Origin of the sequence: Streptomyces sp. NPDC048606 (genome assembly GCF_040650855.1) — a bacterium.
Classification (GTDB): Bacteria; Actinomycetota; Actinomycetes; order Streptomycetales; family Streptomycetaceae; genus Streptomyces.
The window spans coordinates 22,292-35,827 of sequence record NZ_JBEZIB010000025.1 but is presented as its reverse complement, the minus strand read 5'-3'; the positions used below and the strand labels follow the sequence as shown (position 1 = coordinate 35,827).

General features: G+C 72.9%; 14 protein-coding genes. 7 read left to right on the top strand and 7 right to left on the bottom strand.

Annotated elements, in window-relative coordinates:
* Nucleotides 1-24 precede the first annotated feature (24 nt).
* The 5 genes from AB0D01_RS25355 (at nucleotide 25) to AB0D01_RS25335 (ending at nucleotide 5,885) form a co-directional block, all read left to right on the top strand.
* A complete protein-coding gene (locus AB0D01_RS25355) occupies nucleotides 25-450 on the top strand; it encodes a thioredoxin family protein (RefSeq protein ID WP_363059001.1) in 426 nt (141 codons plus the stop codon).
* Nucleotides 451-493: 43 nt separating this feature from the next.
* Nucleotides 494-1,951 (top strand): NAD(P)/FAD-dependent oxidoreductase, encoded by a 1,458-nt coding sequence (locus tag AB0D01_RS25350; protein WP_363058999.1) that lies wholly within the window; start codon nucleotides 494-496, stop codon nucleotides 1,949-1,951.
* Nucleotides 1,952-2,149: 198 nt separating this feature from the next.
* A complete protein-coding gene (locus tag AB0D01_RS25345; protein WP_363058997.1) occupies nucleotides 2,150-2,704 on the top strand; it encodes a hypothetical protein in 555 nt (184 codons plus the stop codon).
* Nucleotides 2,701-5,028 (top strand): hypothetical protein, encoded by a 2,328-nt coding sequence (locus AB0D01_RS25340; RefSeq protein WP_363058995.1) that lies wholly within the window; start codon nucleotides 2,701-2,703, stop codon nucleotides 5,026-5,028. Before AB0D01_RS25345 ends, AB0D01_RS25340 begins: the two co-directional genes overlap by 4 nt.
* An 89-nt stretch (nucleotides 5,029-5,117) precedes the next feature.
* A complete protein-coding gene (locus AB0D01_RS25335) occupies nucleotides 5,118-5,885 on the top strand; it encodes a metallophosphoesterase (protein ID WP_363058993.1) in 768 nt (255 codons plus the stop codon).
* Here the strand turns inward: AB0D01_RS25335 and AB0D01_RS25330 are convergent.
* The 7 genes from AB0D01_RS25330 to AB0D01_RS25300 all read right to left on the bottom strand — a co-directional run bounded on the left by AB0D01_RS25330 (nucleotide 5,855) and on the right by AB0D01_RS25300 (nucleotide 10,774).
* Nucleotides 5,855-6,160: a DUF2087 domain-containing protein gene (locus AB0D01_RS25330; protein WP_363058991.1), complete on the bottom strand. Its 306-nt coding sequence runs from the start codon at nucleotides 6,158-6,160 to the stop codon at nucleotides 5,855-5,857. The genes AB0D01_RS25335 and AB0D01_RS25330 overlap by 31 nt on opposite strands.
* A 116-nt stretch (nucleotides 6,161-6,276) precedes the next feature.
* Complete coding sequence (locus AB0D01_RS25325) at nucleotides 6,277-6,927, bottom strand: hypothetical protein (protein ID WP_363058989.1); 651 nt, start codon at nucleotides 6,925-6,927, stop codon at nucleotides 6,277-6,279.
* Nucleotides 6,924-7,415 carry a DUF6114 domain-containing protein gene (locus AB0D01_RS25320; protein WP_363058987.1) on the bottom strand — a complete coding sequence of 164 codons (492 nt, stop codon included), beginning with the start codon at nucleotides 7,413-7,415 and terminating at the stop codon, nucleotides 6,924-6,926. Before AB0D01_RS25320 ends, AB0D01_RS25325 begins: the two co-directional genes overlap by 4 nt.
* On the bottom strand, nucleotides 7,406-8,047 hold the full coding sequence (locus AB0D01_RS25315) for a DUF6230 family protein (RefSeq protein WP_363058985.1): 642 nt from the start codon (nucleotides 8,045-8,047) through the stop codon (nucleotides 7,406-7,408). The genes AB0D01_RS25320 and AB0D01_RS25315 overlap by 10 nt, the downstream gene beginning before the upstream one ends.
* 108 nt (nucleotides 8,048-8,155) lie before the next feature.
* The gene (locus AB0D01_RS25310) at nucleotides 8,156-9,100 is read right to left on the bottom strand and encodes a MerR family transcriptional regulator (protein WP_363058983.1); all 945 of its coding nucleotides are present in this window, start codon (nucleotides 9,098-9,100) and stop codon (nucleotides 8,156-8,158) included.
* 28 nt (nucleotides 9,101-9,128) lie between these two features.
* On the bottom strand, nucleotides 9,129-10,334 hold the full coding sequence (locus tag AB0D01_RS25305) for a methyltransferase (RefSeq protein WP_363059139.1): 1,206 nt from the start codon (nucleotides 10,332-10,334) through the stop codon (nucleotides 9,129-9,131).
* Between the two features lie 83 nt (nucleotides 10,335-10,417).
* Entirely contained in the window at nucleotides 10,418-10,774 is a 357-nt protein-coding gene (locus AB0D01_RS25300; protein ID WP_363058981.1) for a tetratricopeptide repeat protein, read from the bottom strand.
* Nucleotides 10,775-10,925: 151 nt separating this feature from the next.
* Between AB0D01_RS25300 and AB0D01_RS25295 the strand changes: the two genes are divergently transcribed.
* The gene (locus AB0D01_RS25295; protein WP_363058979.1) at nucleotides 10,926-11,891 is read left to right on the top strand and encodes a pirin family protein; all 966 of its coding nucleotides are present in this window, start codon (nucleotides 10,926-10,928) and stop codon (nucleotides 11,889-11,891) included.
* Between the two features lie 413 nt (nucleotides 11,892-12,304).
* On the top strand, nucleotides 12,305-13,519 hold the full coding sequence (locus AB0D01_RS25290; RefSeq protein WP_363058977.1) for a hypothetical protein: 1,215 nt from the start codon (nucleotides 12,305-12,307) through the stop codon (nucleotides 13,517-13,519).
* Nucleotides 13,520-13,536 lie beyond the last annotated feature (17 nt).

The following is a 13,536-nucleotide window of genomic DNA, read 5'->3' as shown; positions in this document are numbered from 1 at the left end:
CCGCAATCAGGAGGTCAGGACACCGTGGCTACAGTCGAGCTCACCAAGGAGAACTTCGACCGGACGGTCAGCGAGAACCCGTTCGTGCTGATCGACTTCTGGGCGGGCTGGTGCCGGCCCTGCCTCCAGTTCGCCCCGGTCTACGAGAAGGCGGCGGAGGCCAATCCCGACCTCCTCTTCGCCAAGGTCGACACCGAGGCCCAGCAGGAGCTGGCCGCCGCCTTCCAGATCACCTCGATCCCGACCCTGATGATCGTCCGGGACCAGGTGGCCGTCTTCGCGCAGCCCGGGGCCCTCCCCGAGGCGGCGCTGACCGACCTCATCGGGCAGGCCCGCGCGCTGGACATGGACGAGGTCCGCGCGAAGATCGCCGCGTCCCGACCGCAGGAGGGCGACGGCTCCGCTCAGACCGGGGAGGCGGGGGAGAGCTCCGGCGCGCCGGAGGCCTGACATTGCCGGACGCCGCCCCGGCCGTGCGGTGACACTGGACCGCATGACCGAAGCGGTGGAGTACGACGTCGTGGTGCTCGGTGGGGGCCCGGCCGGCGAGAACGCAGCCGACCGGACCCGCGCCGCCGGGCTCAGCACGGCGCTGGTGGAGAGCGAACTCGTCGGCGGGGAGTGCTCGTACTGGGCCTGCGTCCCCAGCAAGGCGCTGCTGCGCCCGGCCCTGGCCCGGGCCGAGGCCCGTCGGGTGCCCGGACTGGCGGGCGCCGTCGGTGGCCCGCTCGACGCGGAGGCGGTGTTCGCGCACCGCGACTACTGGACGGGCGACTGGAAGGACGACGGGCAGGTCGACTGGCTCGACTCGATCGGCGCCGACCTCTACCGGGGCCACGGGCGGCTCTACGGGATGCGCAAGGTCGCCGTCACCAGCCCCGAGGGGGAGCACCACGTCCTGACCGCCCGGCACGCCGTCGTCGTCGCCACCGGCACCCGCGCCCTGGTCCCCGACGTGCCCGGGCTGGCGGACGCGCGGCCGTGGACCAGCCGGGAGGCCACCTCCGCGCGGCGGGTCCCCGACCGCCTGCTGGTCGTCGGCGGTTCGGTGGTGGCCGTCGAGATGGCCACGGCCTGGCAGGCCCTCGGCTCGCGCGTGACCATCCTCGTACGGGGTTCCGGGCTGTTGCCCCGCATGGAACCCTTCGCCGGCGAGCTCGTCGCCGAGGCCCTGCGCGAGGCCGGGGCGCAGATCCGTACCGGGGTCGACGTCCAGGCGGTCGTGCGCGACGGCGAGACCGGCCCCGTCACGGTGGTGCTGGAGGGCGGCGAGACCCTGGAGGGCGACGAGCTGCTGATCGCCACGGGCCGTACGCCCGCGACCGACGACATCGGGTTGGAGACCGTCGGGTTGACCCCCGGCGGCTGGATCGACGTCGACGAGAGCTGCCGGGCGGTCGGGCACGACTGGCTGTACGCCGTCGGGGACGTCAACCACCGGGCGCTCCTCACCCACCAGGGCAAGTACCAGGCCCGGATCGCGGGCGCGGCCATCGCGGCCCGCGCGGCCGGTCACGCCCCGCCGGACACCGCGCGCTGGGGCGCCCACGCGGCGACCGCCGACACCGAGGCCCTGCCCCAGGCCGTGTTCACCGACCCCGAGGCGGCCGCCGTCGGCCTCACCCTGGAGCAGGCCGAGCGCGCGGGCCGGCGGGTGCGCGCCGTCGATCACGACCTGGGGAAGGTGTCGGGCGCGGGGCTGTACGCGGACGGCTACCGGGGACGTGCCCGGATGGTCGTCGACCTCGACCGGGAGGTGCTCCTGGGCGTCACCTTCGTCGGGGCGGGCGCGGCCGAGCTGCTGCACGCGGCGACGGTGGCGGTGGCCGGGGAGGTCCCGATCGGACGGTTGTGGCACGCGGTTCCGGCATTCCCGACGATCAGCGAGGTCTGGCTGCGCCTGCTGGAGGCGTACCGGGACGGAGCGGACGGCCAGGGAGCGGACGGGTAGGGAACGGGGGCCACCCGGCCGCCCCGCCCCGCCCGGTACCCGAAGCGGGCGGGGCGGAAGGTGCGGAACCGGTCAGGGAGCCGAGAACCGGCCACACCCCGGGCGAGGGGTTCTGGGTTGATCCACATTAGGTTAGCCTTACCTAAGTCGATCGGTTCGTGGTCGGCCAACACCCCTTTCCGGAAAGGCCTCTTCCCCATGCGTGCTGCCCTCCTGCCCCGCGCCGCCGTACGGCTCACCGCCCGCGCCGCCTTCGCCGCCACCGCCGCGGTGGCCCTCGCCCTCGGCGCGGCGGGAGCGGCCTCGGCCGCGACCTCGACCCGTACGGTGACGGACGGCGCGACGACCTACCAGCTGAGCGTCACCGCGCCCGGCACCGCCGCCGCGTCCGGGCAGAACATCACCGTCAGCGGGAGCGGCTTCAACACCGCCAAGGGCATATACGTCGGCCTCTGCGCGGTGAACGGCCCGCAGGGCGCGAACAAGCCCACCCCCTGTCTGGGCGGTTCGGACCAGGCCGGCACCACCGGCGCCTCGCACTGGGTGAACAACACCCTCGGCGGGACCCTGCCCAACACCTCCCGCTTCGGCACCGGCGGCACCTTCAACGTCACCATCCACGTCAAGGCGGACCTCGGCAACGGCCAGATCTGCGGCGAGACCGTCGAGTGCGCCGTCGTCACGCGCGCCGACCACTTCAACTCCTCCAACCGCAAGTACGACGTCCACGTCCCGGTGACCTTCAACCAGTGATGACACCCCGCCACCCCCTCACTCCCGGCAGGACGGGCGCCGCGGCCTCGGCGCTCGCGCTCGTCCTCGCCTCGGCGGCCGCGGTCGCCGCGGCGGTCCCTGCGGCGGCGACCGCGACGGAAGCCGGTGCCACCGGCGCCTCCGGCGCGGCCGGGACCGCCGGCGCCCCCGGCCCGCCGAGGACCGTACAGGGCGCGAACGGGCAGCGGCTGACCGTCTCCGCCGCCTCCGAACTCGATCCGCTCGGCCACACCGTCCGCGTCACCGGCGCCGGCTTCGACCAGGCCAAGGGCATCTACGTCGCCTTCTGCAAGGACAACGGGGACAACCGCGTCCCCGCCCCCTGCGTCGGCGGCGCGGACACCTCCGGCGACGCGCGGGCCTCCCGGTGGATCGTGCCCCGGGGCGACGCGCACGTCGGTGACCTGGCCACCGCCTACGGCGAGGGCGGCACCTTCGCGGTGGAGCTGCGGCTCGCGGCCCGCAACGAGGGCCTGGACTGCACCGTCGTCGCCTGCTCCGTCGTGACCCGCGTCGACCACCGCGGCGCCGGCGACCGATCCCAGGACGTACGCGTCCCCGTCGCCTTCCGGGGCCAGACGCCCACCGGACCCGGCGGCGAGGGGGTCGACGGCCCCCAGGGGCGGGTCGCCTACCGGGCGGCGAAGGACTTCACCACGGCCGGCCGGCCGCGCGACCTCCTGCTCCACCCCGACTCGAAGAAGCTCTACGTCGGCTCGGAGGACCTTCCGGACACCGCCGACGCCGACGAGAGCGGCCTGCACGTCCTGAACCCGGCCGACGGCGCCGTGCGCAGCACCGTCAGCCGGGCCCCGGGCGCGAACGGCTCCCTCGACCGGCGGGCGGTGCGCAGGATCGTCGCCCCGCTGCCCGGCGACGGGGTGGTGTTCTCCTACCCGCTGCGCGGCATCGGAACGGCCAAGGACGGCGACGCCGCCGCGGCGGGCGCGTGGGTGGCGGGTCGCACGGTGACCGACGCCGGGCCCGGGGTCACCCCCGGGACGGTGCTGGTGGCGCAGGGCAGCGTCCTTTCGGAGGTCGACACCGCCACGGCCGCGGTGAAACGATCCGTCACGCTGGAGGGCGGGGACGAGTTCGCGGTCGACACCGCGCGCGGCACCGTCTGGTTCACCGACTTCGGCAACCGGCGCGTCCACCGCGTCGACACCGCGACCTTCCGGGTCACGGCGACCGTGGAACTCCCCGCCGGGGAGGGCTTCGGCGGATTCACCGAGGTCGACCCGGAGACGGGCGCGCTCTGGGTGGGCCTCGACACCTCGGTCGTCGTCCACGACGCGACGGGCAAGCGGCTGCGCGTCCTTGAGGGCGCCGACCTGCCCCGGGCGGCGCGGTTCGACCCCGTCACCCACGAGGCGTTCGTCGTCCGGCAGGACGGAGGGGACCCCTCCCAGCCCGGCGACGACAACGACGGCTCGCTCACCGTGTACCGCACGGCGGACCTCCAGGCGGTCGCCGAACCGGTGCGGCTGCCGGGCAACACCTCGCAGTTCGGCTTCGCCGCGCTCGCGGTCGAGCCGGGCGGCGGGGCGGTCTTCGTCTCCAACCCGGCGGAGGGGCGGATCACCCGGCTGGAGCGCTCGGTGTCCCCGCGGATCACCCAGGGGCCGACGGACCAGACGGTCGCACCGGGCGAGCGGGTCTCCCTCACGGCCCGGGCGGAGGGTCTCCCGGAGCCGGCCGTGGCCTGGCAGAGCAGTACGGACGGCGGGCGCACCTGGCAGCCGGTCGCGGGCGCGACCGCGCCGACGTACGCCTTCACGGCGGAGGCGGCGCACGACGGCCGCCGGTTCCGGGCGGAGTTCCGCAACGCGGCGGGCGCCAGTCGCACCGCTCCGATCACCCTCACGGTGAAGGCGACGCCCGACCCCACCGCCCCGGTGGACCCGACCCCCGGGCCGGGCACCGACGCGGGAACGACGACGGGCGGCACGGGCGGTACGGGCGGTACGGCCGGTACCGGAAGTACCGGCGGTACGGGTGGTACGGGCGCGGCCGGTGGCTCCGGCGACGCCTCCGGCTCCGGCAGCGCCTCCGGATCAGGGCCAGGATCGGGATCGGCCTCCGGCGGTGTCGCGGGAGGCGGCAGCGCGGGCGGTGCGGGCAGCGTGGGAGGCGCGGGCGGTGCCGCCGGCGGCCTGGGCGCCACGGGCGTCATCGGCGGCGGCGGCGCACTCGCCTCCACCGGCGCCGGGGTGGCCGGACTGGCCGCCGGCGCGGCGGGCCTCACGGCGGTGGGCTGGGCGCTGGTACGCCGCAGGCGGGCCGGCGATCCCGTCGCATAGGGTGAAGGGGCCGCCCCGGAACGGATCGTGACCGACCGTCACGTCCGCTCCGGGGCGGCTCCGTGCCGGCGATGAAGGAGCCACCACCCGTGATCGTGATCGCCCATCTCAGTGACGTCCACTTCGACGGCGAACCCCGCGCCGCCGAACGCGCCCGCACCGTGATGGCCTACCTGGACGCCCTCCCGTACGACCTCGACGCGGTCCTGATCAGCGGCGACATAGCCGACGACGGAGCCGCCCACGAGTACGCGCAGGCCCGCGCGACCCTGGTGTCCCGTCATCCGACGGTCGTCTGCCCGGGCAACCACGACGATCGACGCGCCTTCCGGCGCGGCCTGTTGGGCGAGGAGGAGCCGTCGGCGGCCCCGGTCGACGCGGTGGTGCGCGGCAGCGGCTTCGTCCTGGCCGTCTGTGATTCCTCCGTCCCCGGTGAACACCACGGCCGGCTGGAGGAGTCCACCCTCGCCTGGCTCGACGAGGTGCTGACGGACACTCCGCGGGAGGTTCCCGTCCTGGTCGCCTTCCACCATCCGCCGGTCGAACTGCACACCCCGTACGTCGACGGGATCAGGCAGTTCGGTGAGGAGCGCCTCGCGGCGCTGGCCGAACGCCACCCCCACCTGACGGCCTTCCTGTGCGGGCACGCCCACACGGCCGCGGCCACGACCTTCGCGGGGCGGCCGCTGCTCGTGGCGCCCGGGGTGGCGTCCACCCTCCGGCTCCCGTGGGAGCGGCAGGACGACCCGGAGCACCACGTCCACCTCGACGAGCCGCCCGCCGTCGCCTTCCACGTACTGGGCGACGACGGGCGGCTGACGACCCACTACCGGGTGGTCGTCGACGCGCGGCGGTAGCTGCGGCCGTCCCGGGTCCGGGTGAGCCGGCCCGAGGTGATCAGGTAGCGCCGCAGGGCCGAGCAGTCCTCGTGCACGGTCCGCAGCGCGTCGTTCACCTCGGGCTCCGTGTACTCCACGCCCTCCTCGAAGAGGGTCTCGCAGAGGTGCGCGAGCAACTGCTCGCGCCGGGCCTCCTTGCGCGGGATCGCGATGAGCCGGCCGTTGGAGAAGAGGTCGGACACGTTCCTCGCGGACCGGCCCGCGGGCGGGTGTTCTTCGGTGCTCTGTGACATGCCCCGAAGCCTCCCCGGTCCGTAGGCCCCCGGCAACGCAATTAACCGCGCCGTGCCCGGGGCCCACGGGTACACCGGGGCCCACGGGAACACCGGGGCCCACGGGAACACCGGGCCTACGGGGCGACGGTGATCTGCTGCGTCGGGTCGGTGGTGTCGGAGACCTTGTACACCGCGTTGAAGGTGGACGAGGTGGCGCTGGTCGGGCAGCCGAAGCCGCCGGTGACCGTGACCGGGACGGTGGCGCCCACGAAGGTCAGGCTGGGCGGGGCGCCGTTGGTCCAGGTGCCCGCCACGTTCGCCGGACCGGACGGGGCGGCCGTGACGGTGCAGTTGGCCAGGCCGGTCGTCTGCAGGACGAGACCGCCCGTCGGCACCGTCATGGTGGCGGTGATCGGCGAGCCGTTCTGCATGGACACCGACCAGGCCCCGCTGGTGGTGACCGTCGGGGTCACGCCCGGCAGGCTCGCCGTGCAGGAGCTGTACGTCGGCGGCGAGATCGGCGAGGACACCGGTCCGGCCGGGTTGTGGTTGCCGGGGGCGGCCGGCACCGTGCCGGTGGACACGGAGACCGAGCAGGTCACCGTGACCGACCCGGCCTTGAGGGTGGCCTTTCCGCTGAGGGTGGCCTTGAAGGCGTGCCCGGCCGGGCTGACGGTGGTCGATCCGGCCAGGGGTGACGGCGAGGCGGTGGCGGTGGCGGAGGACACCGTCAGTGCGGCCGCGGCCGCCGTCCCGAGGATGAGCGCGGTGCGCGTACGGCTCATGGCTGAGCTCCTTGGGGATCGGGTTGGTGCGGGGCTGTGGTGGGGGAGGGCTCGAACTCCTGCGTGGGTGCGGGTGCGGGTGCGGGTGCAGGTGCGGACGCGGGCTCGGAGGCGGCGGAGCCTCGGGCGCGCGGGGCGGCGTAGGGCTGCCAGGCGAACATCAGCCCGCCGCCGAGGATGCCGATCAGGGTGCCGACGAGGAACCCGCCGAGGTTCGACAGGACCAGCGCGGCGGTGGCGATGAGCGTGGTGAGCACCCCGGCGAGGGTGCGCTGTGCGGGGGAGAACCAGGCGGTGAGCCCGAGGGCGATCATGACGATGCCCATCAGGACGGACGGGATGCCCGCCACCCCCTGCTGGAGCATGATCTTCAGGGGGGCCAGCGGCAGGACGCAGATCCACGCGCCGGCCAGGACGGCGAGCAGACCGCCCCAGAAGGGCCGGCCGCGCCGCCACCGTCGCCACCGCCCGCCACGGCTCAGAAGCATTCCTTCTTGCCCTTGCTGATGTTCATGCTCAGCCCGGACAGCTTGAAGGTGCCCGCGTTCGTGGCCCACGCCGTCTGCTGGAGGTTGCTGATGGTGACGGAGTCGGCCTGCTGCGCGAACAGGTCCTGCATGCCCTGCGCGTCGGCCGGACCCTTGTCGAGGGTGGACGCGTCGCGCCCGATCTCGATGTTGCTGAACACGGCGTCGCCGGCGAGCTGGGTGGCGTCGACGAAGAGGTTGCTCGCCTCGACCGGGGTCTTCTGACCGGCGGTCAGGTTCAGCGAGATGTCACCGATGACGGGGAGGGTCGTGACCACCGACTGGCACAGGCTGTTCAGCTTGGCCTCCCTGATGGCGGTGACCGCCACCGGGATCAACTCCTGGCGGGCGTTGACGTCGACGCTGCCGTACTGGGCGAACCCCTCGCCCTCCAGGCTCTTGGCCGACACCTTGAACTGCTGGCCCGACACCGCGAAGGAGGCGGCGAGCACCCCCTGCGCGAGGGCGATCCCCAGGCCCGCGGTCACCGCCACGGCGGGCACGGTCAGTACGGCGAACCGGCGCCAGCGGACCCGGCCCCCGCCTCTGTCCTCGTCGCCGGGCGGTTCGGACACGTTCGGTGAGTTTGCCATGGGATCGTCCCAACATCTCGGCTGTGCACCTTTGTTACCGACGAGTTGAATGTAAGAGTGCCAATGGTGGTTGGCAAGGTTGTGCGACCGCACCCTTTCGGCCGACTCCTACCGCTCCGTACGCGGCTCCGCGTCCGCCCCGCCCCGCCCCTCGGGGCCCGTCCTGGTACGGGGCCTCGTCCCCAGCAACGCGGCCACCTCGGCCTCGACGCGCTGCGCCATCGCCCGTGAGAACTCCGCCGCCACCACCTCGCCCGCCACCGGGCGCAGGGCCGCCACGGCCTCCCTGATGTGATCCAGTTCGGTGGCCGAAAGCCGCTCCAGCCCGTCGGGGCCGATCACGTGCCGGCGGAACAGCGTGACGAAGCGGTCCGCGAGCGCGGCCGCCTGCGCCCGCGCGAAGTCCCCCGCGTCCAGGATCTCGTCGAGCGGCACCCCCTGCCGCGTCAGCGCCACCGTCGCCTCCAGCAACCGGCGGCTCGGGTACGTCACCCGGTCCCCGTCGACCCGTACGTAACCGGCCCGCGCCGCCCTGCGCGTGTGCTCGGCGGTGGCGCTCGGGCCGAACAGCTCGCGCAACCCGTCCCGGGTCATGGTCACGGGCTCCTCCCGTACCCAGTCCCGCGTCATCTCCCGCTCCAGGCCCAGGAGTTGTGAGATCCCGCCGCCCTGCTCCCAGGCGGCCAGCAGCTCACCGATGCCGTTGACGGTGTACCCGCGCCCCAGCAGGTCGCTGATCAGCCGCAGCCGGGTCAGGTGGTCGTCGGAGTACCACGCGATGCGGCCCTCGCGGCGGGGCGGGGGCAGCAGCCCGCGTTCCTGGTAGTAGCGCAGGTTGCGCACCTTGACCCCCGCGGCCGCGGCGACGTCCTCCCGGCGGTAGCGTCGCGCGCCGCCGCCGGGAACCCCGTCGCGCGCCGCGTCCGCTTCCCCGGCCGCCGGAGGGCCGGCCGGAGGGCGCGTCGGATCGCCCCTCCGGCTCTCGGCCCGGCCCTCGGCCTTCGCCCGGGTGTCCGTCCGCCTGTCGTCCCGCTGTCGCGCCTGGCTGCTCACGCGGCCGAGTGTAGGACGTACCGGCAGGTCACATGGGGCGCGGACGGTTCTCCCGCTTCACCGCGCGCAGGACGACGAACTTCGGCTCGCTCGCGACGACTTCGTCGTTGCCGAACAGGCGGCGCAGGTGCGTGTGGTAGCCCATGTGACGGTTCGCGACCACCCACAGCTCGCCGCCCGGCCGCAGCACCTTCCGCGACTGCGCGAACATGCGCAGCGCCGTGGCGTCCGAGGTCGCCTGGTGGGAGTGGAACGGCGGGTTGCACAGCACCAGGTCCACCGAACCGGGCGCCAGCATGGCCACTCCGTCCCCGACGTGGAACTCGGCCGTCCGCCGGCCCGGCCGGACGTTGGCCTCGTAGGTGGCCCGCGCCGAGGCGACGGCCTGGTAGGACTCGTCGGTGAAGACCACCTCGGCGTCCTCGTCGGCCACCGCCACCGCCGTCCCGACGACGCCGTTGCCGCAGCCCAGGTCCACGACCCGGGCCCCGTCGGTGTTGGTCGGGATGCTCTGGAGGAAGAAGCGCGTGCCGATGTCCAGGCGGTCCGCGCAGAAGATGCCGGCGTGGTTGACGACGGTCAGCCCGGCGCCCGAGCCGCCGTCCGGGTCCACCGTGTACGTCAGCGGCCACGGCGCGGGCGAGGGGGCGACGGCCCGCTCGCCGACCAGCGCCGGGTCGGGGGCGCAGAAGATCAGGCGGGCCTTCTTCTCCGCGAGGGAGGTCTTCGTCGGCCCGAGGATCTGCTCGAACAGGCGCAGCGTGGAGGTGTGGATCTCCTTCACCATGCCGGTGCCGACGATCACCGTGTCCGCGTGGACGTGCGGCGCCACCCGGTGGAGCTGGTCCTCCAGCAGCGCGAGGCTCTTGGGGACCCGCACCAGCAGGACGTCGATCCGCGCCGGCGGGGCGTCGCGCGTGGTCAGCAGCGTCACCGTGGCCTTGGAGGTGCCGATGCCGGCCCGGTCCAGGTTGGCCTCGGTCGCGGACCGGGTCAGGGCGGAATCGGTGATCTGCGTCGGGTGGTGCGCGGCCAGGGCCGTCGTCAGCGCTCCCCAACGGTCGCCGAGCACCGTGATCTGCCCGGCGCCGGCCAGGTCCACCGGGCCGCGCTCGCCGGTACCGGCGTCGAGGTGACGCAGCAGGTACTCGTCGGCGGCGTCCCAGGCGCGGAGCCGGTCGCGCGGGTCCGCGGGGAAGCGGGTGAGTTCGTAGGAGCCGAAGGGCGTGGTCAGGCGGTTCATATTGGGACCCAGGCTAGCCGAGGCGACCGCGTGGCCCCGCACGCGCGGGGCCGGGCGGCCGTGTCGGGGCGCCCTCAGGCCCCGTCGGGGAACTCCCCGGCCATGGCGGCGGCCATCCGCAGGTACGGTCGGGCCTCCTCGGACCGGCCGGCACGCTCCAGGGTCCGCCCCAGGAGCAGCTGCGCGTAGTCCTCCACCGGCCGGCGCTCCAGGAGGGCGCGCAGCTCGCGCTCGGCGCGCGAGAGCTGCGCGGAGTGGTAGTAGGCGCGGGCCGGCAGGAGGCGCGGAGCGAGCTGCTCGGGGGCCTCCTCGACGACCGTGGCCGGCACGCGGGCGGCGTTCGCGTACTCCTTCGCGTCGAAGAAGAGCCCGCCGCGCGCCCAGCGCTCGGCCGTCGTGCCCTGCTCGTAGTACTCCGGCGGCGTGTTCATCGCCCGCATCACGTCCTCGCTTCCCCGACGTGGCCCCGCGGCGCGCTGTGGCGCGCCCCGCGACCGTCCGGTCCCTCCGACACGGCCGCCGGCCCGAACATTACTGACGAAGAGGCCAGGTGGGCGCCGGTACGGGGCTAAGTTGTGCCGTATGAGCAATCTCGATCGCCAGCCCGCCCTCTCCGCCTGCGGCGGCCGCGGCTTCGTCGTGGCCGAGCCCGTACGAGAGCTCCTCAGCCCGCGCACCGTCAAGCTCGGCGAGGCCACCGAGGTCCGCCGACTCCTGCCCAACCTGGGCCGCCGCATGGTGGGCGCCTGGTGCTTCGTCGACCACTACGGCCCGGACGACATCGCCGACGAACCCGGCATGCAGGTCGCGCCCCACCCCCACTCGGGACTGCAGACCGTCAGCTGGCTGCACGAGGGCGAGGTCCTGCACCGCGACAGCGTCGGCAGCCTCGCCACCATCCGCCCCCGCGAACTGGGCCTGATGACCTCCGGGCACGGCATCAGCCACTCCGAGGAGAGCCCGCGCCCGCACGCCCGCCTGCTGCACGGCGCGCAACTGTGGGTGGCGCTGCCCGACGCCCACCGCGACGTGGCCCCGCACTTCCAGCACCACGCGGAACTCCCGCAGGTCACGGCCCCGGGCCTGACGGCGACCGTGATCCTGGGCACCCTGGACACCGCCACCTCCCCCGGGACGGCGTACACCCCCATCGTCGGCGCCGACCTCACCCTCGCGGCGGGCACCGAGACCCGGCTCCCGCTCGACGCGGACTTCGAGTACGCGGTCCTGTCCATGTCCGGCGAGGCCCACGTCGACGGCGTCCCGGTCCTCCCGGGCTCGATGCTCTACCTCGGCTGCGGCCGCACGGACCTCCCCCTGCGCGCGGCCTCGGACGCGAGCCTGATGCTCCTGGGCGGGGAACCGTTCGAGGAGGAGATCGTCATGTTCTGGAACTGGATCGGCCGCTCCCACGAGGATATCGCACAGGCCCGCGAGGACTGGATGAATGGGACACGCTTCGGCGAGGTAAAGGGCTACGGTGGCCCTCCACTTCCGGCCCCCTCTCTTCCCCCGACGCACCTGAAGCCACGAGGTCGAGTCCGCTGACCTGCGGTTATTCGGAATCCCGACGTCTTAGGCGGTTTGGCGTATACGCCTCCGCTTGTCGAGCTCGTGGGATTGCCGATCGAGCCCTGCGCTCCGCTTCCGGGAGTGCAGGGCTTTTCCCTTCCGTGGGTGTCCGTTGGAGGGTCTGTGTCTACGAATGCTGACCCAATGCTGACTTTACTGACAAGTAATCAGATAGCTGTCGTCCGCCTGCCTGATCGTTTGGGTGGTAGCGTCGAGCGGCCTGGCGGAGTACCTGGGCCCGCGGCGATGCCAGGTGACGCCCGGAGGTGGGGGCGGTCGGAAGGTCGAATATGGCCCCTCGTCGACTTGATGTACCGCTTGTAGAAGGTCGACAAGCAATGACGTTGATGGCCATGGGCTGCTGGAGCAGCGTCTTGCATCATGGGGCGATGGAGAGTGATGAGGGCCTGCGCGTCGTGATGGTCATGGTTGACCGCGAGACCGAGACCGTCGTGCTGACGAGGTCCGACGGCAAGGAGGCTCGGTTTCCGCTCACCTCCCCGATGTTCGAATCGAGCAGCTTGCTCTCCCGACTCGCCTATCCGCCCACCTTCGAAGGACTGTTTGTCCAGACCCGCAAAGGCGACACCATCGTGTTCGAGCTGCCCCGCTCTGATGGGGCAGACCAGCTGAACGGCAGGTTGGTCGTCTACTTGGACCAGAACAAATGGCGCCCCGTGAGTGACGTGCTCCAGGGACGGTGCGGTGGCGCAGCCGCCGATCGGGAGGCGGCGCAGCGACTCGTGGAGTGGGTGGAGGCAGGAAGGATCATCCTTCCTGCCTCGGCGGGCCACTACTACGAGACGACGAAATGGCCCGACGCTGAGGGGCGCTACCGTCTGGGCCTGTCCATCCTTCAGCTGAGTAGAGGCTGGCAACTTCGGGACCCCCTCCAGGTCCGTCGGGACGAGCTGCGTTGGCTGTTCCGCAACACGCTGGCACCCGGTGGGGTATTGCCGACAGCTGTCACGCTGGCGCCGAACGTCATCCATTCCGCCGCGCGCGGGTTCACGCCCCTCAGCCCTCCGCCAGACTTTCCAGTGCAGGAAGCGTTTCAGCACGAAGCGCTCGTGTCGGCGACGACGCTCATCGATCTCATGCTGGACTCGGAAGGAGGGGAGCGAGGTCCGGAGACCGGCTGGACGCAGGACAACCAGGGGTTCAGCGATTGGTTGGACAGCCAGGACGGAGACTCCCAGAAGAAGCGCAAGGCGATCGATGCCTGGCTCTTTCGTGACCTCCAGCGCGAGTTGGGCGAGGAGTCGTACGCCGCCGGCCTGACGGCAGAGCGACTCAAGGAGTGGGGCAGCGCATCGCAGCCCGTGCAGGAACTGGCTGCCCTCCCGTGCCTCGGTCTATTCCGGGAGATGCTTCACGAGCGCCATCTCAACAAGGGGACCACCTGGAAGCCGAATGATGTGATCGACATGGTGTACCTGTCCTGTGCTGCTGGCTATGCGGACTTCGTCGTCTGCGAGCGGCAGATGCGTGAGCCTTTGGCGCGTGGCATTGCCCGACTGGGGCGGTCCACCCAGGTCTTCCGAAGCCTCGCCGAAGCCGTATCCGCCATCGCGGCAGCACTCGACGCGGGATCGAATGCCTAAGCTCGCTGCCCGCCTCT

What these genes read in the sequence shown, in the direction of transcription:
- AB0D01_RS25290 (WP_363058977.1), top strand. Translation starts at nt 12,305, where the DNA reads ATGGAGAGTGATGAGGGCCTGCGCGTCGTGATGGTCATGGTTGACCGC.
- AB0D01_RS25345 (WP_363058997.1), top strand. Translation starts at nt 2,150, where the DNA reads ATGCGTGCTGCCCTCCTGCCCCGCGCCGCCGTACGGCTCACCGCCCGC.
- AB0D01_RS25325 (WP_363058989.1), bottom strand. Translation starts at nt 6,927, where the DNA reads ATGAGCCGTACGCGCACCGCGCTCATCCTCGGGACGGCGGCCGCGGCC.
- AB0D01_RS25295 (WP_363058979.1), top strand. Translation starts at nt 10,926, where the DNA reads ATGAGCAATCTCGATCGCCAGCCCGCCCTCTCCGCCTGCGGCGGCCGC.
- AB0D01_RS25300 (WP_363058981.1), bottom strand. Translation starts at nt 10,774, where the DNA reads ATGAACACGCCGCCGGAGTACTACGAGCAGGGCACGACGGCCGAGCGC.
- AB0D01_RS25350 (WP_363058999.1), top strand. Translation starts at nt 494, where the DNA reads ATGACCGAAGCGGTGGAGTACGACGTCGTGGTGCTCGGTGGGGGCCCG.
- AB0D01_RS25330 (WP_363058991.1), bottom strand. Translation starts at nt 6,160, where the DNA reads ATGTCACAGAGCACCGAAGAACACCCGCCCGCGGGCCGGTCCGCGAGG.
- AB0D01_RS25320 (WP_363058987.1), bottom strand. Translation starts at nt 7,415, where the DNA reads ATGCTTCTGAGCCGTGGCGGGCGGTGGCGACGGTGGCGGCGCGGCCGG.
- AB0D01_RS25315 (WP_363058985.1), bottom strand. Translation starts at nt 8,047, where the DNA reads ATGGCAAACTCACCGAACGTGTCCGAACCGCCCGGCGACGAGGACAGA.